The sequence below is a fragment of the Brevibacillus reuszeri genome (genome assembly GCF_002897295.1).
In the GTDB taxonomy this organism is placed as follows: domain Bacteria; phylum Bacillota; class Bacilli; order Brevibacillales; family Brevibacillaceae; genus Brevibacillus; species Brevibacillus reuszeri_A.
This window is the reverse complement of the sequence record NZ_BEXF01000029.1, coordinates 25,800-44,794: the sequence shown is the minus strand read 5'-3', so window position 1 is coordinate 44,794 and position 18,995 is coordinate 25,800. Positions and strand designations below refer to the sequence as shown.

Below are 18,995 nucleotides of genomic sequence, written 5' to 3'. Positions count from 1 at the left end.
TAGTAGAAAGAGGGAAAGAAAATGAAACCAGTAAAAATTGGAGTAGGCGGTCCGGTTGGGGCCGGGAAAACGATGCTGGTGGAAAAGCTGACTCGACGCATGCATGAAGAGTTCAGCATGGCTGTCGTAACCAATGATATTTACACCAAGGAAGATGCAAAATTCCTGATGGAAAATGGTGTTCTGCCAGCAGACCGTATTATCGGTGTGGAGACCGGTGGCTGCCCGCATACGGCGATTCGCGAGGATGCTTCGATGAACTTTGCTGCGATCGACGAGCTGATCACTAGACATGAGGATGTCGAGATCATTTTTGTAGAAAGTGGCGGCGACAATCTGGCTGCTACCTTCAGTCCTGAGCTGGTTGATTGCTCCATCTATATTATTGACGTAGCACAAGGAGAAAAGATCCCGCGCAAAGGCGGTCAAGGCATGATCAAGTCTGATCTGTTCATCATTAACAAGACGGATCTGGCTCCTTATGTTGGCGCTGACCTGAAAGTAATGGAGAAAGACACACTGACGTTCCGCGGAAACAAGCCATACTTTTTCACCAACCTGAAGGATGAAACGGGCCTGGGTGAGGTCGTGGACTGGATCAAGAAAAACGTAATGCTTGCAGGACTGGAATAGCATGGCTGACTGGACTGGATTTTTGCGGTTGGAGGCGGGACATAAGCTCGGGAAGACCATTGCGTCCCATGTGTATTTTCAGGGAGCGTTCAAGGTCACACGGCCTATTTACCTGGATGAAAGCGGGCAAGCGAGCTTTTATTTGATGAATCCGGGCGGGGGCTATGTAGACGGCGATCGTTACCGCATGGAAATAGTGGTTGCAGAGGGTGCACAGATGCTCTTGACCACCCAATCCTCCACGAAAATCTATAAAACAAAATCCGAGCCGGTTCTTCAGGAGACGGATATCGAAGTGAAAAAGGGCGGCTTTCTGGAGTATATTCCTGATCCAATCATCGCGTATCAGGATGCTCGTTATCGGCAAAAGACGACGATTCGCATGGAGCGTGGTGCAGTGCTAATCGCTTCAGATATCATTACGCCAGGCTGGTCTCCTGACGGTGAGCTGTATCGTTATCGTATGCTGCAATTAAAAACGGAAGTGTATATGGATGAACAGCTTGTTGTTCACGATCATCTACGGCTGCAGCCAGACATCCAAAACATGCAGGCGCTCGGAATTTTTGAAGGGTACACGCATTATGGCTCTATGCTGATTATCGGGGAACAGGCTGCTACGGAGTTTGTGGACGAGCTTCAGGCGGTGATAGCTGAATGCGGAATTACTGGTAGAGTCGGATGTTCGGCCCTTACCATTCCGGGAATTGCCGTTCGTGTGCTAGCTTCCTCAACGCAGGAAATCGAGCAGCTGTTTGAACAGTGTACACGCTATGTGCGCCAAAAATGGTTTAATCTGGACCCAGTGTCTCTGAGAAAGTATTAAAAAGGAATAAGAAGAACAGGCTACCATAGCAGGTGGCCTGTTCTTTTTGGACAAATCAATTTCAGTTCGCGTCTATTTTTCGATATACGCGTATTTAAAGTAAGAGCCGCCCAGCGGGAAGATGACGAAGTCTTTTACCTTATCGTTTTTCACATACGCATTTCCACGGAAGTGAAGAGGGGCGAGCGGCATTTCCTCCATCAGAATTTTTTCAGCATCAAACATCAGCTGCTTGCGTTTGACAGGATCGGTTTCATAGTAGCTCTTGTTCAAGAGGTCGCGGTATTCCTTGTTGTCAAAGCGAACGACGTTGTTGCCGCCTTCTTTGTCCTTGTACATCTCCAGGAAGTTGATCGGATCGTTAAAGTCCGCACCCCATAGCCAAATCCCGAAGTCATATTTTCCGCTCTGAACGTCCGAATTAAATACCTTCCACTCGGATGTGCGAATATCGATGTTGATTCCCAATGTTCTTTTCCATTCGTCCTGAAGGGCTTGAGCGATTTTTTTGTCAGTCTCCCCAGTGTCATAGTAGTAGGTAACCTTCGGGAACTCTTTTAGTCCCAGCTCCTGCATTCCTTCGGCTAACAGCTGCTTCGCTTTTTCCATGTCTTCTTTAAAATAGCCATCCGGATTGAGTCCCATCGAGGTCGGAACCCAGCCATATGCGGCAGGCACCCCTGTCTGCAGGATGTTGTCGATCAGCATTTTGCGGTCAATCGAATAGGCGAATGCCTGACGAATCTTTTTATTGGTAAACGGCGGCTTCTGCGTGTTGAAAATGACAGCCTTGGTTCCCGGGTTATCGGCAACGACCAGCTTGCCTTCATCCTTGATTTGCCCGATGGCGTCAGGGGATAAGCCAAAGGAAGGGTATCCTCCCCAGTCCAGATCACCGTTTTCAAACATAGACAGAGCAGTATTATTATCTTCAATTACAGCAATGTCGATCTTGTCCAGCTTGACGTTTGCTTTGTCCCAATAAGTTGGGCTCTTGCTGAAGGTCAGCTTGGCTTTATGCTCCCAGCTGTCGATCAGGAAAGGACCGTTCCCCACGATTGAAGCGGCTTCTCCTGCCCATTTTGGATTGCCTTCCACTGATTTTTTGTGGAGAGGATAGTAGGTAGTGAAGGATGTCAGCTCACGGAACCACGGTGTCGGGGAGCGCAAGGTAAAATCGAGTGTGTAGTCATCCGTTGCTTTGACAGCGACATCCTCTGCTTTTCCAGTGCCATTGAAAAACTCCTCGCCGCCTTTGATGTAGAAGAGCTGGTAGGCATAACCGGAAGCGGTTTGCGGATCGAGATTGCGCTTGATGGCGTATTCAAAATCATGCGCGGTAACGGGATCACCGTTGCTCCACTTGGCGTCTTTGCGGATGATGAAATGAAACTGCGTGAAATCCGGGGAATTGGTGAAGCTCTCGGCTACGGCGTTGATCATTTGTCCTTGGCGATCAACTGCTGTCAGTCCTTCATAGACCAGATTGATCATGTCCATGGAGGAGGCATCTGTGGCAATACCCGGGTCCATCGTCGGTGGCTCCCCAGTGATGCTCCAATGCAAGACCATCGGTTCTGTCGATGCTGTGTCCGTTGATTTTGTCGTTTGGGGAGTTTGTGTGGTAGTAGCAGGCTTTGCGCTCTCTGGTGCTGTCGTGCTGCAACCAGTTACAAGACTAAAGAGAAAAGCTGTGCTAAATAAACCTAATAGCCATTTTTTCATTCTGACCCCCTGTATTTATCTAAAAATTTTAAAAATTAGAACGTAATTACAGGGTAAATCAGGTAAAAAGTGAAGTCATTCACCAATGTGTATAAACGTATTGTCGAAAAAAGGAGTGAAATAAAGTGTAAATTCATACAACTTGTCCCTCAAATAGGAAGTAAGTGGGTATAAATTACATAAAACCAAGAAAAACCAAGTGAAGCCACTGAAGTGTTGGCTTCGCTTGGTTTTGTACAGGCACTCACTTGGAGTTACTTCTTTATTTTTACATTATCGATCGAGGTACGATCCAGCATCACGCGATTTGGATCTTGTCCAAGGCGTTCCCAAATAAGACAGTGCCCAACGGTCTAAACCATACCAGCCTGCTACCTTCCAAGCCATAACGAGCCACGTAGCAAAAACAAACAGGAGCGGGTTCGTACTTACAGTACCAGCAAAGAGGAAGCTGACGTTCATCAGTCCGCCGAAAAATGCAGCGATCCCTGTCAATAAGCCAACAACGAGTCCGAGACCGACGAGAAGTTCCCCGTATGCAACCATAAAGCCAAACACCTTAGCATTTGGCAGAACGGTGTTTTCGAGGAACCAGGCGTACCATGATGTTACGTCCTTGCCATCTGCCGCTTTGGCCAAAGCCCCTTTAATGAAGCCCTGGATGGCACTTCCTGCGTTTTCACCCGTCCACGCATCCGAGGTGATTTTTTTCCATCCGGAGGTAATCCAGACGTAACCGACATACAGCCTGATGAGTAGCCAAAGTGTTGCAGATCTGGTGCTTGTGAATAAGAATCGGGAAACAGGATTTTCAGGAATAATGATTTCTTTACTTGCCTGACTTCGCAAATCCATTTCTACTCCTCCTTCGTTCTGCAATAAAGATCTCCTATAAAGGATAATTGTTCCAGGAAATTCTAACACAAGGATATACAGTCTGGTGCATCTTCTCGCATAAGTTCATGAGGTGTTCATTGACACTATTGGCACATTGTTAATAGGTATTTTGGAAAATATAGGTGGCTGTAGGGAAGAGGATAATTGTGTATGTATTTACAATAAATTTACAATACCGTCTATTATGAATGGCATTGACAGTAACTGGGTGGTAAATTATGTTGGGATTTGGCATAAATACAATGATATCCAGTGGAGAAAAACATGACGCAAAAAATGATCTCGTTCCGTACAAAGCTAATGATCACCATCTCCTTGTTTACCATGTTGGTGGCGACGGTATTGTCTGTCATTGACTACGGTCAGCTCAAGGAAAACATCATCTCGGAAAAATCTGTACAGTATCAATTAGTTGAAGATCACGTCACAAATTCGATCAAGAATGTAGACCTGGTGTATGGCGTTTTCGAAAAAGACATGGAAAAGCGCATGCAGCAATCACTAGCCATGCTGGCAAAAACATACGAAGCAAACCCTGATGTTCAATCGTGGGACTATGCCGCTCTCCAAAAGCAATATGCCATGGACATTTTCGTTATGGATCGATCGATCAAGGTCGTTCATTCCAGCGTACAATCTGATGTCGGTCTTGATTTCAGCAATGCGGGAGTGTTTACGGAGCTGCTGAAAAAGCGGATTGATGGAAATGAGTTTTCGGCAGATGGCATGGAAGTATCGGTGAATACAGGGCAGATCAAAAAGTTTGCTTACATGCCTACACATGACAACAAATATTTGCTGGAAGTAAGCGTCAATTTGCAGGATAGCGAGCTCTTCCAAACGTTCAATTTCCTTGAGGTATCGGAGGAAATTACGAAAAAATACAGCATCGTCAAAAACATCACGGTCTATTCACACGATGGCTACGCACTCGGGAAGCAGGGGAGCGATGGCAAAGCGTTGCGCGTACCTGAACACCTGCTACCAACCTTTACAGAAGCTTTTCAAACCCAGCAGATGAAAAAAATCGATGAAAAAGTAGAGGGTCAAAATCAAACGCATCGATTTATTCCATATAAGCTGGACGAGCAGTCCAATGATCTCAGTCGCTCGCGTGTTATTGAAATCCAGTATAACAATTCCGAGCTGGAGCAAATGCTTGCGGATAGTCTGACGGGTGCCTTGATCAAGATGGTCATCGCTGTTGCCTTGGCGTTGGTTCTGTCCTTTGTGGTCAGTCGCTGGATTACGGGACCAATTGACAAAATGCGCAAGGTAATTGGAAAAACAGCTGATTTTGATTTAAGTGAACAAATTCAACTCGATGTTACGAAGAAAATGGATGAAATCGGCTTGATGGAGCGATCGATTCTGCTCATGCGTGAGCATCTAAGCGAGGTTGTCCAAAAGCTGGTGGCGGTGTCTCATGCTGTAGCTGACAATGCCCAGCAAGTAAAGCAATCTACAGATGAGGTAAGCGAGCAATCCAGAGGAACGGCAGAGGCAACGACTGTGTTGCTTTCACATATGCAGGAGACAATGGCTGCAACGGAAGAGATGAATGCCACTTTAAACGATATTCAAGCCGTTATTCACTCAATTTCGCTAAAAACGGTAGAGGCTGCTGCAACCTCTCAGGATGTCAGCACGCGTGCAGATCAGCTAAAAGCGAGCTCCGTAGTAGCACAGGAAACCTCCTCGCAGATTTATACGGAGGTCAAGCAGCAAACGGAGATGGCGATCACGCAAACAACAGAATCTATGGAACAGATCAATCAGCTCGTCGATGCGATCCTGCATATTTCCCAGCAGACCAACCTGTTGGCATTGAATGCAGCTATCGAAGCGGCGCGTGCTGGGGAGAGCGGAAAAGGCTTCTCTGTCGTTGCTGATGAGATTCGCAAGCTGGCTACGCAGTCTGCCGATGTAGTTACGGATATTCAGCGCATCATTGGAGGGACACAAGAAGCGGTCAAGCATTTGGCTATCAGCTCCTCCAGTGTACTGGAGTACATCGATCGACAGGTTCGACCTGATTATGTGAAGCTGATCGATACCTCTGAGCAATACAATCAGGATGCCCGCCATTTCAACACGCTGTTGACCGAGTTCAGTGCGTCCTTTGAAGAGCTGAATGCGACGATCAGCAGCGTGATCATGGTGGTTGAGCAAGTGACCGATTCCATGAATCAAAGCGGGCACAGCGTAGAGGCGATTACTGAGCAATCACGTATTATTGCAGATAATAATCGCCAAATGGCTACGATTTCTGAGCACAACGTCGGTTATACCGAGACACTCGAAGGAATCGTGAATCGCTTCAAGCTGTAGCAGCCAACAAACAAGGAAAAGGGAGACCAAACAGCTGACAAACTGTAGGTCTCCCTTTGTTTATTCAAGCAGCTCGCCGATGTCCTGAACAGCCTGTAGTTTATCAGGATTTCTGATGAAAAAGAGGCGGGAAATCTGCTGTTCCTCAATATGCAGGAATACGACAGTATCGATTTGATCGCCATGATAGATGACAAGCCCCACTTGGTTGTTCAAGGGTAACAGCTCTACGCGAAGTCCTAGCGGTTGAATTGTTTTGCGCATCAGGCCGAAAAGGAAATGGGCGATGCGTTCAGCAGAAACGATTGGGTGAATCGCAGCCAAAACTTTGCCGCCACCGTCTGACAGGAGTACGGCATCTTTGGCAAGCATGCCAAGCAGTGTGTCCATTTTTCCGTGCTCAAGCGCGTCAATAAAACGGCTAACCCATTGCTCCTCGATTGATTTTTCCGGGGCAAACAGAGCGTGCTCCTCCACAGAGGTAATACCGAGCTTGGCTTTCACACGGCTAATGATTTTGCGACAGTTCGCTTCACTTTTTCCGACGAGCTGGGCGATTTCCTCATAGTCAAAGCTAAGCGCTTCGCGTAGGACAAACACAGCCCGCTCCGTTTCCGATAACTGCTCTAGCAGGACGAGCATGGCATAGGAGAGCAGATCTTTTTGGATCACAGATTCAGCCGCATCGGAAACAGGAGTATTGATCGGCTCAGGCAGCCACGGTCCCGTGTACAGCTCCCGCTTTTTACGAGCTGACTTCAAGAGGTCGAGGCAGCGATTGGTGGTCATTTTGCACAAATAGGCCTTGGGATCTGCCATTTGCTCAAGCTGGACCTGATGTGCTTTTACGAACACATCCTGCACGATATCCTCAGCGTCCGCAGCAGAGCCGGTCATCTGGTAGGCAAGAGAAAACAGCAGTCCTTTGTAAGTCTGGTACAACAGCTCCATCCCTGATTCACTTCCTTTTTTCGCGTAAATCAGATTTGATCTCGTTTTTAGTGCAGCATGCTAGCTATATTCCAGGTGTATTGACGGATTTTCCAGCCGAGCTTCCCTGTCAAAATAATATCCAGTCCCCATTTACGTGTCCATACGATACCTTGCTCAGGTCCCAATCCGATGCAGAAAAATTCCATGAAGCTTTTGTGTGCAGGGGAGGGGGTACCATCCAGATCAGCCGCTACAACACTTCCGAGTCGCGCAGCTTGAGCTGTCGCTTCTTTGCACGTCATCCGATCGGCTTGCCCACTGGTGGGGTCGATGATCCGGGCACAATCCCCGATACTGTATACGCCAGGCGCACCGCTCACACGATACGATGCATCGACAATCACCTGTCCCTGCGCTGAAATAGGGACGCCGATGGTACGAAGGAGGGGATTGGGGAGGAGTCCGAGCGACCAGATGCAAAGTCCAGTTGAGAGGGTACTGCCACCAGACAGCGTCACGATCCCGTCTTGTTCCCGCAATGCCTTTTGTCCATGCAGTACCGATACACCATAGTCATTTAGCGCCTGCTCCAGCCTGCGTCCAAGCTTGGCTGGTCCATCCGGGAACAGGCGATTCTCGGTATTGATGAGGTAAATTTTTGCTGCCAAAGGATGCAGTCCGAGGCGTGCCGCTTCCTCGCGCATGGCATAAGCCAGCTCCGCCGCAGTCTCGATTCCGCTAATTCCCGCTCCCGCTACTGTAACTGTAAGCAAACGCTGACGTTCTTCTGGATTCTGCTCTTGAGCAGCTTTTCGCATATTTGCCTGCCAGGCTTCACGGATGGATACGGCTGCCTCAACACTTGATAGCGCAATCCCTCCCTGCCCCGGCTCTGCCCGGCGGATGACACTGCCCACGGCAAGAACGAGGATGTCGTAATGAATGGCTTGTGAGCTGCCTTTTTGGTCTTGGTACAATAGGATCTTTTCGTCTTTTTGTATGGTAGTTGCCGTGCCTTGAATGAATTCGACGCCTTCAGGAAAAATGCGGTTCAAGGGAAGCGCAATCTCTGCATCTTTACTGACAGCTGGCTTAAACAACAAGACTTTTCGCAAATGATGGGGCTCTTTATCCAGTAAAATCATGCGAACGCTCCGACCAGCCAATTTTTCTCGCATCGCTTTGACAGCATGTATGCCTGCATAGCCTCCACCGACGACTACACAAGTTATTTCTTTCATGTGAATCAGCTCCTCGCTGCAGTTTTCCTTATAACGAGGGGAGGGGGAGGTTTGTGACAAGGCGAGGGAAGCGTCGGTTCATTGTGAAAAAAGAACCAGTTTGATAAAATTGGAAAATACATGCAGCAAGCTTCAACCAAACCCAAAAAGGATGCATCACAAGGAGTAGGAGATGTAATATGACGTTTCAAAAAGGGTATACGTGTGCATGCTGCGGTAATGTGCATGAGGAGCTTCCACTCAGCTACGGGAGTCCAGCGCCTGCTCTTTGGTTTTCATTAGCCCCCGAAGAACGGGACGAGCGCTGCTTGATGAATGAGGAATTATGTGTGATTGATGATGAGCATTATTTTGTCCGCGGGTGTATCGAGATTCCCGTGATAGATAGCGAAGACACATTTATTTGGAATGTATGGGTATCGCTTAGCAAAGAAAATTTCAAGCGAACTTATTTAAACTGGGAAGAAGAAGGAAGAGAAAAAGAACTGGAGCCGATGTTTGGCTGGCTGTCCACTTCTTTGTAGTGTTATCCCGATACGACCTTGCATATGAAAACCCTCGTTCATACGAGACCTGTCGGAGTTCGTCCGTATATCGAGCTGGAATTGACGGAGCATCCATTATCGATTGAGCAAAGAACGGGGATAACACGAGCGCGGGTGATTGAGATTGCGGAAGCATTGTGTCAAGGGAGTTGAGATCAGGTTCTTGTTCCGATAACGATGGTAGCTTCTAGTTCTTCGTCTGTTACCACTTGCGGAGTTAACCCGCTCAGTGCGAAGATTTTGACGACAAGCGGCACCTGACGCTCACTAGTCTCGACGAACAAGTGACCACCCGTAACCAGCCAGAGTGCTGCATCGGTTGCTACTCGTCGCATAACGTCGAGTCCGTCTTCACCTCCATGAAGTGCCACGTGCGCTTCATATATTCTGGCCTCTGGGGGAAGTAGCTTGATTGACTCGGTTGGTACGTAGGGTACATTAGCGATTAGGATGTCGACACGGTTCCGTAATGTAGAGGGCAGAGGTTCATAAAGATCACCTTCATAGATGTGACCAGTGGCGCTTGTAATGTTCTTATGGGCGCAGCTTACTGCGACAGGGTCGATGTCAACCGCATGCAGCTCGATCCGCTCAAGATTTGCAGCTATCACGGCACCTAATACGCCTGATCCGCAGCACAGATCCACAACTACGGACCCTGACCGTACCAAGCTGATAGCATGGCGGACTAGAAGCTCGGTACGTCGACGTGGTATGAAGACTCCAGTATCCACGGCTATCCTCAGACCGCAGAACTCGACCCAACCGAGAATGTGTTCGAGGGGCAAGCCTGTGATGCGCTTGTTTACCATATCATTTAGTTCAGCAGTGGTCCGTGCTGAGGAGATAAGAATTTTGGCCTCATCTTCTGCGAAAACACAACCGGCTGCCCGAAGCTTGTCTGCGATCATTTTACTAATAGACCATTCACTCCTATTGTGAATTTATGGGTGACACACTCAAATAATCACTACTCAATGGTGATATCGTACTCCATTATCTTGGCTGTTGCTTGAGCAGTTTCCGAACCTAGCAGTTGTTTAACAATGTGGAAGGTCATATTGATTCCGGCAGAAATCCCACCCGATGTCACAATGTTCCCTTCATCAACGAACTTGACATCCCTTTTTACAGTGACAGCTGGAAACTCATTCTCGAGTCTATCATAGCTCCCCCAATGAGTCGTTGCCATTTTTCCGTCGAGAAGACCTGCCTTCGCCAACAGAAGAGCACCTGTACAAACGGATGTCATCAGTTTCACACTATCCATCCGCTGTGAAATCCACTGAATGACTCTTTCGTTGTAAATCTCCTTCTCTCTGGCACCAATTCCACCAGGGATCACTAAAATATCAAAATGTGGTGCGTTGTCAAAGCTGTAATCCGGCTGCACCTTCAATCCATTACAGGCATGTACCAATTCGCCCGTCTCTGAAACTAGCTTTACGAGAAACGGATTGGATTCCGGACTGTCCTCATGTTGGTCAGGATAAGTCGTAACGGAAAACACTTCAAAGGGACCAGCAAAATCAAGTACTTCAACATCGTCGAAGACAAATATACCGACGCTCCAATTCTTTTTCATCATGGCTCACACTCCTGTCTTCTATTATATTCCATTTCCTTTTGCCGTTGTAAAAACAGCGGTTTTTATTATTGGACATTATTTACAGTCTACGATCGCCCGATTTGTCACAAACCTGACCGCAGAAGGATCATATTTAGTAGAAACAAGCGATGAGGTGAAACAGGTTGAACGGAGCAGAAACAATACCGGCTAGCTTGGCGGAAACGAGGGAAGCTCGGCTAAAATGGCTGATGCAGGAGTACGGGGAAAATGTATTCCATCTCATCTGCCTCACGGTAAAGAGCCATTCCTTGGCGGAGGATATCACGCAAAACGTGTTTATCAAGGCATACCGTCATTTGGACCAATTTCGCGGGGAAGGTCAGATCAAGCATTGGCTCTACAAGATTGCCATGAATGAATGCAAAAAGCATTTTCGCTCGTGGTCCTTTCGCAACATTTTTCCAACGGTAGATGACCATCTTGGAAATCTTTTGGACGGTCAGGCAACGAATCGGGTGGAAGAAGAGATTCTCAGTCGAGTCAAGCGGGATGAGATCGTAGCGTATATACACTCCCTCGCACCGAAGTACAGGCAGGTCATCCTGCTGCATTATTATGAGGACTTGTCCATACAGGAGGCAGCGGAGATTCTTTCTGTTTCCCAGGAGGTTGTCCGTACGAGATTGCACCGCGCTAGAAAGCAATTAAGAGAGAGCATGTCCAAGGGGGGACAAGGATGAGCGAGGATCGTGTGTGGAAAGAGTGGGGCCGATCTGCAAAGCAGGCGGTAAGAGAGCAGTACCCGTTTCAATTGCATCAGCTGGAAACAGAAGTGTTGAAAAAAATCAAAACACAAAATCGGCGTAGGGGCTGGAAGATTGCTTCGTGGACGGCAGGTGTGGCGGTCTGTGCTACGTTCTTTTTGCAGGTGGTTCAGCCTTTTTCTGGAGCGGAGAGTATCTTTGGGGTGACAGGGGGGCAGCGGTATCCGGAGCAATTTGAATGGACGACCCCGGATAAAGGGTTTTCTCATGCCTTAAAGAATGGCTATCCGATCCTGCCTGAAATAAAGGTGGAGAAGGACGGCTTTACGTTTCAGCTCAAGGACCTCATGGTTGATCAACGGCGGATCACTTATACGCTCTTGGTTTCGGGAGAAAAGCTTGAGGCAATTGTCAAAGATAATGATGAGGACAAAAAATTTGCGCTACTGTACGGAGGACTAGATGTAAGTCTGGGCGATATGAGTCTTAGTGGAGGGGCATCAAAGGATCTTCAGCTTATTAAAGGCACCTACTATTTTGTTATAAAGGCAAACTATTTGCTGGAGTCACAGAAAATGCAGGAGCTGGTGAACCAGCCTAATCCGGTACTTCCCATCACGATCCAAAGACAGAACAAGGAAGTAAATGAGGTACTGGCGGAAATGCGGGTGCCATTGCCAAAAGCAGTCGTTGCAGCCGAAAAGGTAATCCAGCCGACAGAAGGTAGTAATACAGAGTCCAGGCTGGGCGCAGAGGAAATATTGAATTCCCTCTCGGTGAATCAAATGGTAGCTGCTCCCACTATGATGCAGGTAGAGCTGGAGGCAAAGCTCAAGAACGGGTTCGAGCTGAAACGCTTGCAAAATGCTAGGCTGGTAGATGAAAAAGGAAATGAATATAGTGCTATGGATGATACGCTCAATCCAAACGTCAAACAGATCCTAGGGACAGACAAATATACGATCAAGTTTATTCCGTCTTTCTACCATTCTGATCTTCCAGAGAGGCTAGAGCTTCGTTTTGATGGAATCGTTGCGAATCGAAAAATAGGAGACAGCCATGTTCTTAGTATGAAGGACAAGTACCCGCGGGATATCTCATTTGGCAAACGAACCTTGCATATCCAAAAGGTGTACTACGAGAATGACAAGCTCTTTATTGTGATTCCGAATAAGGAGCCTGAAGAGATTACGCTCAGAATCGACGGTCAAAACTACAATGAATTAATCGTAGCCGATACGAGGGAGACGGTCACACTTGACTTCCCGGTAAAGAAAAAAGACAGCTATGATTTGTTGCTGAGTGGTCTGGATAGGGAGGAGTCTATATTTGAGGGCATCATTCCTATTCTTTCAAAAAAGTAGATGAAATATGACAAAAAGCCACTGCGAAAGTGGCTTTTTGCTTGGGGAAAATAGCAGCGACGAACTGCCTACATTTACACACGCTCTACAGGGCAAGTCAGGCAAGTAGGACCGCCTGTACCTTTGTAGGAAATCTCCTGGCCTTCGTATTCATAGACGGTTGCGCCTGCATCGAGGAGAAGCTGCTTGGTAGCTGGATTTCCGGCAACAACCATGCATACACGAGGTGCCAGTGCCAGTACATTGCTTCCGAGATTCTCGTATTCGTGATCAGAAACTTCGATCAGCTGGATACCTCTGTCGATCAGCAGCTGGCGGAAGAATACAGGCATCAGCTTGGAATAAACAACAGCGAGATCATGATCCACCATGCTGATGACGGACATCAGATGCAAGCATTCTTCTGCGCCGCGATCATAAGGAAGCGGAACGACGATGACTTCTTCGGTAAAGTCTTTCACCATTTCGGTGATTTGCGCGATCGCTGCCTGATTCGTGCGGAAGCCAAGTCCGATTGCAAGCGTTTTCTCATCGAGCCAGACCAAATCGCCGCCATCTGCGAGGGCATCACCAGTCAGTTGACCCAAGATCGGGATGTTGTTTTCTTGTAAAAAGGCTTTGTATGCTTCCGCTTCACCCTGACGAAGCTGCTTGCCTGACTTTAAAATAATGGCACCCTTGGCGGTGAACTTTACAGGGTCATGGGCATAAATCGAGTCGAGGCCGGTTTGGTCAGACTGTGGGAGGTGAAGTACATTTTCTACGTGCTCTCGCAGAATGGCTTCGAATTTTGCATATTCCTCCTGTGCTTTGTTCCAGTCGACATTATCTGTATAGTTGAACGTTTTCCAGGATTGGTCCAAATGCTCCTGACTGATGAAGGCCTGATTAGGGTGTTTGATGATGACGGTTTTCATCTTTTTGACCATGGATTGGCTGCCTGAGAACATAGTTGCCTCCTTTAATTCCACATTGTAGAATTATATTCATATTTCGAAATATTTTACACTTAGTTTACACACTCTCGTTTCACACTGTCAATTGCGGGGTGTTCTTTTTTTTTTACGATTCACAAAATTATAGAAAATGGTTTAAGATATGGGGTATACCGGATACAGACAGATAAAGGGGAGATGAGCGTGATCCAATCGTTTGATCGAGCGATGGCGATCGCGACGGCACTTTCGTCGGACGAACAAAGAAAATGGTGGACGATAAACGATTTATCGAAAGAATGTCATCTTCCAGTGAGTACCATCTATCGGCTCCTGTACACGTTGATGAAGCACGGGCTAGTGGAACAGGATGCGGTGGGCAAGCAGTATGCCTTGGGCGTCAAATGGATGGAGTTTGGCCTCCGGGTACTTGACCGGATCGACTACCGCAAAGTGATAAAACCGATGATTGAGGAGCTTGCCAGAGAAGTAGAAGAAAGCGTTTACTTCAGTCAACCGAGCGGACTTGAATCTATCATCGTAGATCGCATCGACAGCCAGCACAATATTCGCGTCTATGATCAGCTCGGTTTGCGTATCCCACTCAACATCGGTGCTGCCAATAAAACGATTCTAGCGAATATGTCGACCAATGAGGCTGAGCAAATCCTGCAGCAATTGATTGAGCAGGAGCATGTGCCGGCGTTTTTGGAAAAGCTGACGGAGATAAAGCAACAAGGCTACGCGGTGAGCTTCGGAGAGAGAACAGAGAATACAGCATCGGTGGCGGCCCCAGTACTCGATTACAATCAAAAAGTGATTGGTGCTTTGAGTATCGGGATTTTGACGTATGATTTAAAAGAAGAGCGCTTGCAATTTTTAATTCAAAAAGTAAAAGAAGTCGCCCAAAAAACATCGCAAAGATTAGGGAGCTACTAGTCTTTCTTCTTTAGTTCGTATGCTGGAATTTATTTTGGAATGTGAAAAAGAGCGGAAGCCTGTCCGCTCTTTTTTGTTTGCTTGCTGGTGAAATCGGTGTGGTAAAATAGAGAAAAAATGGTAGTGGAATTAGAAGAAAGGTATAGAAAAGATACTGCGGTGAAAGAGCTGGATCAGGCCATGCAGAAACTCATGAACGAAGGGGAAGAAAACAAATGACAAGAACCATGGATTCAAAAGAGTTCATCAATCGCCGTCAGAAACTCGCGGAAAAAATGCCAGATCACAGCGCACTCGTGCTATTTTCAGGGGACGTCAAGACACGCAGCAATGACGATAAATTTCCGTTTTCGCCGAATCGCAACTTTTATTATCTAACTGGTATTGCTCGCAGCAACCTCATTCTCATGATCACGAAACGCACTGGCATTGTGACCGAAACGTTATTTCTTCAGCGTCCAAATGAACTGGAAGCGAAATGGACAGGAGCTGTTTTATCGGATCAAGAGGCTAAAGAGCAGTCTGGTATCGAACACTTCGACTATCTCGATGAGTGGCTTCAGGCATTTGCAACCTTTATGAGGCGCTGCGAAGGAAAGGGCTCGCTCTATCTTGACCTGTATCGCTATCAGTGGAGCGATGAGCTGACTCCTGCAGAAGCTTTTGCCGAAGACGCACAGAAGAAATATCGGACCCTGCAGATTCACGATGCAGGCCCATGGCTGAAGGAACTGCGTATGGTGAAAAGTCCTGCAGAGATTGAAGAAATCAGACGTGCGATTGCGATCACGGATGAAGCGATCCGGCGCATGTGGTCGCATGCACGTCCAGGAATGATGGAATATGAATTAGAGGCGCACTATGATTTCGCATTGAAGTCGCATGGTGTTCGCGAGCTTCCTTACTTACCTATTATTGCTAGCGGAATCAATGCTACGATCTTGCACTATGAAGAGAATAATCAGCGTACGGAAGATGGCGACTTGGTCCTCCTCGACCTCGGAGCAGCATCGAACTACTATGCGGCGGATATTTCGCGAACGTTTCCCGTGAATGGCCATTTTACAGAACGTCAGAAGGAAATCTATCAGCTCGTGCTCGAAGCAGAAATCAAGACCATCGCAGCAGTGAAGCCTGGTGTCACACTTCAACAGCTAAATGAGGTCACGAAGCAAGTCTTAACAGATGGCCTGCTCCGTCTCGGTCTCATCCAAGAGAGCAGTGAGTTGTCCAAGTACTACTATCATTCCGTGGCTCATCATCTTGGACTGGATACGCACGATGTCTCGGATTACAGTGCTGCCATAGAGCCTGGTATGGTAATCACGATTGAACCTGGTTTGTACATCGAGGAAGAAGCGATCGGAATTCGGATTGAAGATGATGTGTTAGTAACGGCAGACGGCTGCGAGGTGCTCTCATCGCAGATCCCGAAGGAAATTGAAGAAGTGGAATTGTTGATTGGGAAAAAGGAATAGCGAGTGTAAGGATACGATTAAACGGACGCGGAAGAGATAGTTCAAATAGATATGGCGCGGTCTACAAACTTATTTTAAGGTTTTAGACTGCGCTTATTTATTTTTAGTTAGCTCAGTCTAAAACATTTATAGCAGAGGTAAAACTAACACAGCTTGAATGGTTTTAGAATGGTGGCCAAGGTAAACTAACGAGCAGTTAACTTAATATGAAAATGAAATCACAAATTTTCCGTAGATTGTGATACCGTTTTTAGGGAAATAATTATTTTAAAAAGGTGGGGTGTACATGGGATGGGTTTTACTCGTTATTATTGCATATCTACCAATTATATATAGAATACACAGACGTTTACATTATTTAGAAAACGAGGTCGAAAGATTAAAGCGTAACCAGGATAAAGTTTAATTAACGGAGAACGTTAGTTCAATTAACCAGCGGCAGCCGACGAAGCAAGAAAGGCTGCTTTTTTCTTTGGTGCGTGGATTGAAAAGGCATTAGATCGCTTTCTCAAAAAGAGCGATTTTTTTAAAAAATTTTTTTCGGATATGTCGATTTTGTCGTCTTCGGTTCGTCGCCTTAATAGAAGGTCAAATAACGAAGAGGAAAGGATGTTGAACATGACAGCACAACTCAACGCTTACATTCATTCGGAGGACGCGAGAACGCAGGCTGCATTCTATGTGCAAGCATTGGGAGGGGAAATCCGCTCCATTATGACTTACGGGCAAACCCCCGGAACACCAGAAGCAATCAAGGATAAAGTGATGCATCTGGTGTTGACCGTAGCCGGAGGGAACCTATTGTTCCTTTCTGACTCCTTCGAACCGACTGGGAGAGGACGATTCATTTCACTTGCACTCACTCATGAAGATGAAGCGGATGCCCGCCAGTCCTTCGAGAATTTGGCAAAGGACGGTACAGTAAAGTATCCGTTTGAACAGCAGCCATGGGGAGCTTTTTACGGAGAAGTCGAAGACAAGTTTGGAGTGAATTGGCAGATTGTGAAGTAGTGAAGAGTGAAGAGGGTTTCATCCTGGTTTATTCAACGTCATAATAGAAGCCAGAATACACAGTTAATATGAGGTTTATCGTTTTTTATAAGAGGAGGAGCTTACAGTATGCGATTTATGATGATTGTCAAAGCGACAAAGGATTCCGAAGCAGGATTACCACCCAACCCGGAGCTTTTCGAAGCAATGATGCGGTACAATGAGGAACTTGCCAAGGCTGGTGTCTTGATTGCCGCGGATGGTTTGCATCCAAGTTCAGGCGCTATCCGCATCTCTTATCCTGAGCCTGGAGGAAAACCGACCATTATCGATGGACCGTTCAGCGAGGCGAAGGAATTAATCGCCGGCTATACGCTAATCGAGGTTCGATCACGAGAAGAAGCAATCGAGTGGGCCATGCGCATGCCAGATCCCCACGGATTCGGTGAGGGACAAATCGAGCTTCGTCAAGTTTTTGAGGGTCCGGAGCTCACTGACAATCCCGAGCTCATTGCTGACCATGCTGCACTGATGGCTGAGCTGCAAAAGCGTACTCAGTCGTGACGGATTCCACTGCTCGTCGTACTATCGATACAATTTGGCGCTTGGAGTCGTCAAAAATCATCGCCAGTTTGACAAGAATGGTTCGTGACATCGATCTTGCAGAAGATCTTGCGCAGGACGCGCTAGTCATCGCGCTCCGGAAGTGGCCGGAAACCGGCATACCCGATAACCCCGGTGCTTGGCTGATGGCTGCTGCGAAACGGCGTGCCATCGACATGCTGCGTCGTAACAAAATCCATGACAGGAAAGTTGAGGAGCTTGGTCGCAGCAGCGATTTGTTTGCAGAAGATGAGAGAAGTAATGCAGGGGATGGAGAGATTGGAGATGATCTCCTGCGACTCATCTTTATGGCGTGCCATCCAGTTCTATCGCGTGAGGCACGTATCGCACTCACGCTTCGTTTGCTCGGTGGACTTTCCACAGACGAAATTGCACGTGCTTTCTTTGTTCCAGAGCCGACCATTGCCCAAAGGATTGTCCGTGCCAAAAGGACGTTGCGCGAAGCGCGGGCAGATTTTGAAGTTCCGACTGGCAACGAGTTGAAGAAACGCTTGGAGTCCGTACTCGAGGTGATTTACCTTCTATTTAATGAAGGATATGCGGCTACCTCGGGCACCAACTGGCTGCGGCCGCTATTGTGCCAGGAGGCGCTGCGATTAGGACGCATTTTGGCTGAGGTGGCGCCTGCTGAGCCGGAGGTGCATGGATTAGTCGCTCTTATGGAGCTCCAGTCGTCCCGGTTTAAAACCCGTGTCACTTCCTCTGGTGAGCCGATCCTGCTGAAGGACCAAAATCGAGCACAATGGGACCATTTGCTGATCAGGCGGGGATTAGCTGCACTTGAACGTGCCAAGTCTTGTGGTCGTCCCCTTGGCCCGTATGCGCTGCAAGCCTCCATTTCAGCCTGCCATGCTGTGGCGCGCGCCGTCGAACAGACCGACTGGGTGAAGATTGCGGCTCTTTATGAGGCGTTGTCACGGGTGATGCCTTCCCCCGTAGTTGAATTAAACCGAGCAGTGGCTATCGCGATGGCGTTCGGCCCGGAATTTGGTCTTCAGCTTGTAGAGCGGCTGGAGGAAGGGAAGGCGCTGAAGGACTATCATTTGCTCCCCAGCGTCAAAGCCGATCTCCTCGAGAAGCTTGGGCGCAAGGAAGAGGCTCGTGACGCATTTCGATTCGCGGCCTCGCTGACAAGAAACGAACAGGAACAGCAGCTGCTGCTTCGACGTGCGGCAGAATGCGAGTCGACTTAGTAAAGGA

General features: G+C 47.6%; 17 protein-coding genes and 1 pseudogene. 11 read left to right on the top strand and 7 right to left on the bottom strand.

What is annotated here, in order from left to right:
- Positions 1-21 precede the first annotated feature (21 nt).
- Complete coding sequence (gene ureG, locus C3B52_RS29975) at positions 22-633, top strand: urease accessory protein UreG (RefSeq protein WP_103110014.1); 612 nt, start codon at positions 22-24, stop codon at positions 631-633.
- Position 634: 1 nt separating this feature from the next.
- The gene (locus tag C3B52_RS29970; RefSeq protein ID WP_103110013.1) at positions 635-1,459 is read left to right on the top strand and encodes an urease accessory protein UreD; all 825 of its coding nucleotides are present in this window, start codon (positions 635-637) and stop codon (positions 1,457-1,459) included.
- A gap of 72 nt (positions 1,460-1,531) precedes the next feature.
- Here C3B52_RS29970 and C3B52_RS29965 read toward each other — a convergent pair whose 3' ends face one another.
- Positions 1,532-3,184 (bottom strand): peptide ABC transporter substrate-binding protein, encoded by a 1,653-nt coding sequence (locus C3B52_RS29965; RefSeq protein ID WP_103110012.1) that lies wholly within the window; start codon positions 3,182-3,184, stop codon positions 1,532-1,534.
- A 273-nt stretch (positions 3,185-3,457) separates the two neighbouring features.
- Positions 3,458-4,039, bottom strand: a complete 582-nt coding sequence (locus C3B52_RS29960) for a DoxX family membrane protein (protein WP_103110011.1) — start codon at positions 4,037-4,039, stop codon at positions 3,458-3,460.
- A 306-nt stretch (positions 4,040-4,345) separates the two neighbouring features.
- On the opposite strand from C3B52_RS29960, the gene C3B52_RS29955 reads away from it, so the two are divergent.
- Entirely contained in the window at positions 4,346-6,412 is a 2,067-nt protein-coding gene (locus C3B52_RS29955; protein ID WP_103110010.1) for a methyl-accepting chemotaxis protein, read from the top strand.
- A 60-nt stretch (positions 6,413-6,472) separates the two neighbouring features.
- On the opposite strand, the gene C3B52_RS29950 is transcribed toward C3B52_RS29955, so the two are convergent.
- Both C3B52_RS29950 and C3B52_RS29945 read right to left on the bottom strand, forming a co-directional pair.
- Positions 6,473-7,363, bottom strand: coding sequence for an RNA polymerase sigma-70 factor (locus tag C3B52_RS29950; protein ID WP_103110009.1), 891 nt, complete (start codon positions 7,361-7,363; stop codon positions 6,473-6,475).
- Between the two features lie 47 nt (positions 7,364-7,410).
- Complete coding sequence (locus tag C3B52_RS29945) at positions 7,411-8,586, bottom strand: NAD(P)/FAD-dependent oxidoreductase (protein ID WP_103110008.1); 1,176 nt, start codon at positions 8,584-8,586, stop codon at positions 7,411-7,413.
- 179 nt (positions 8,587-8,765) lie between these two features.
- On the opposite strand from C3B52_RS29945, the pseudogene C3B52_RS29940 reads away from it, so the two are divergent.
- Positions 8,766-9,284, top strand: a pseudogene (locus C3B52_RS29940) (DUF2199 domain-containing protein).
- Positions 9,285-9,286: 2 nt separating this feature from the next.
- On the opposite strand, the gene C3B52_RS29935 reads toward C3B52_RS29940, so the two are convergent.
- Both C3B52_RS29935 and C3B52_RS29930 read right to left on the bottom strand, forming a co-directional pair.
- A complete protein-coding gene (locus C3B52_RS29935; protein WP_103110007.1) occupies positions 9,287-10,042 on the bottom strand; it encodes a putative protein N(5)-glutamine methyltransferase in 756 nt (251 codons plus the stop codon).
- A 59-nt stretch (positions 10,043-10,101) separates the two neighbouring features.
- Positions 10,102-10,716, bottom strand: coding sequence for a DJ-1/PfpI family protein (locus C3B52_RS29930; protein ID WP_201264963.1), 615 nt, complete (start codon positions 10,714-10,716; stop codon positions 10,102-10,104).
- 167 nt (positions 10,717-10,883) lie between these two features.
- Between C3B52_RS29930 and C3B52_RS29925 the strand changes: the two genes are divergently transcribed.
- Together C3B52_RS29925 and C3B52_RS29920 are read left to right on the top strand one after the other, a co-directional pair.
- Positions 10,884-11,441, top strand: coding sequence for a sigma-70 family RNA polymerase sigma factor (locus tag C3B52_RS29925; protein WP_103110005.1), 558 nt, complete (start codon positions 10,884-10,886; stop codon positions 11,439-11,441).
- Positions 11,438-12,829 carry a hypothetical protein gene (locus tag C3B52_RS29920; RefSeq protein WP_103110004.1) on the top strand — a complete coding sequence of 464 codons (1,392 nt, stop codon included), beginning with the start codon at positions 11,438-11,440 and terminating at the stop codon, positions 12,827-12,829. The genes C3B52_RS29925 and C3B52_RS29920 overlap by 4 nt, the downstream gene beginning before the upstream one ends.
- Before the next feature lie 74 nt (positions 12,830-12,903).
- Here the strand turns inward: C3B52_RS29920 and C3B52_RS29915 are convergent, their stop codons facing one another.
- Positions 12,904-13,779: a dimethylarginine dimethylaminohydrolase family protein gene (locus C3B52_RS29915; RefSeq protein WP_103110003.1), complete on the bottom strand. Its 876-nt coding sequence runs from the start codon at positions 13,777-13,779 to the stop codon at positions 12,904-12,906.
- A gap of 189 nt (positions 13,780-13,968) precedes the next feature.
- On the opposite strand from C3B52_RS29915, the gene C3B52_RS29910 reads away from it, so the two are divergent.
- The 5 genes from C3B52_RS29910 (at position 13,969) to C3B52_RS29890 (ending at position 18,988) form a co-directional block, all read left to right on the top strand.
- On the top strand, positions 13,969-14,703 hold the full coding sequence (locus C3B52_RS29910) for an IclR family transcriptional regulator (protein WP_103110002.1): 735 nt from the start codon (positions 13,969-13,971) through the stop codon (positions 14,701-14,703).
- A gap of 227 nt (positions 14,704-14,930) precedes the next feature.
- Positions 14,931-16,181, top strand: coding sequence for an aminopeptidase P family protein (locus C3B52_RS29905; RefSeq protein WP_373419750.1), 1,251 nt, complete (start codon positions 14,931-14,933; stop codon positions 16,179-16,181).
- A 618-nt stretch (positions 16,182-16,799) separates the two neighbouring features.
- Positions 16,800-17,192, top strand: coding sequence for a VOC family protein (locus tag C3B52_RS29900; RefSeq protein WP_103110037.1), 393 nt, complete (start codon positions 16,800-16,802; stop codon positions 17,190-17,192).
- A gap of 108 nt (positions 17,193-17,300) precedes the next feature.
- Positions 17,301-17,735 carry a YciI family protein gene (locus C3B52_RS29895; protein ID WP_103110000.1) on the top strand — a complete coding sequence of 145 codons (435 nt, stop codon included), beginning with the start codon at positions 17,301-17,303 and terminating at the stop codon, positions 17,733-17,735.
- Complete coding sequence (locus C3B52_RS29890) at positions 17,732-18,988, top strand: RNA polymerase sigma factor (RefSeq protein ID WP_103109999.1); 1,257 nt, start codon at positions 17,732-17,734, stop codon at positions 18,986-18,988. The genes C3B52_RS29895 and C3B52_RS29890 overlap by 4 nt, the downstream gene beginning before the upstream one ends.
- Positions 18,989-18,995 lie beyond the last annotated feature (7 nt).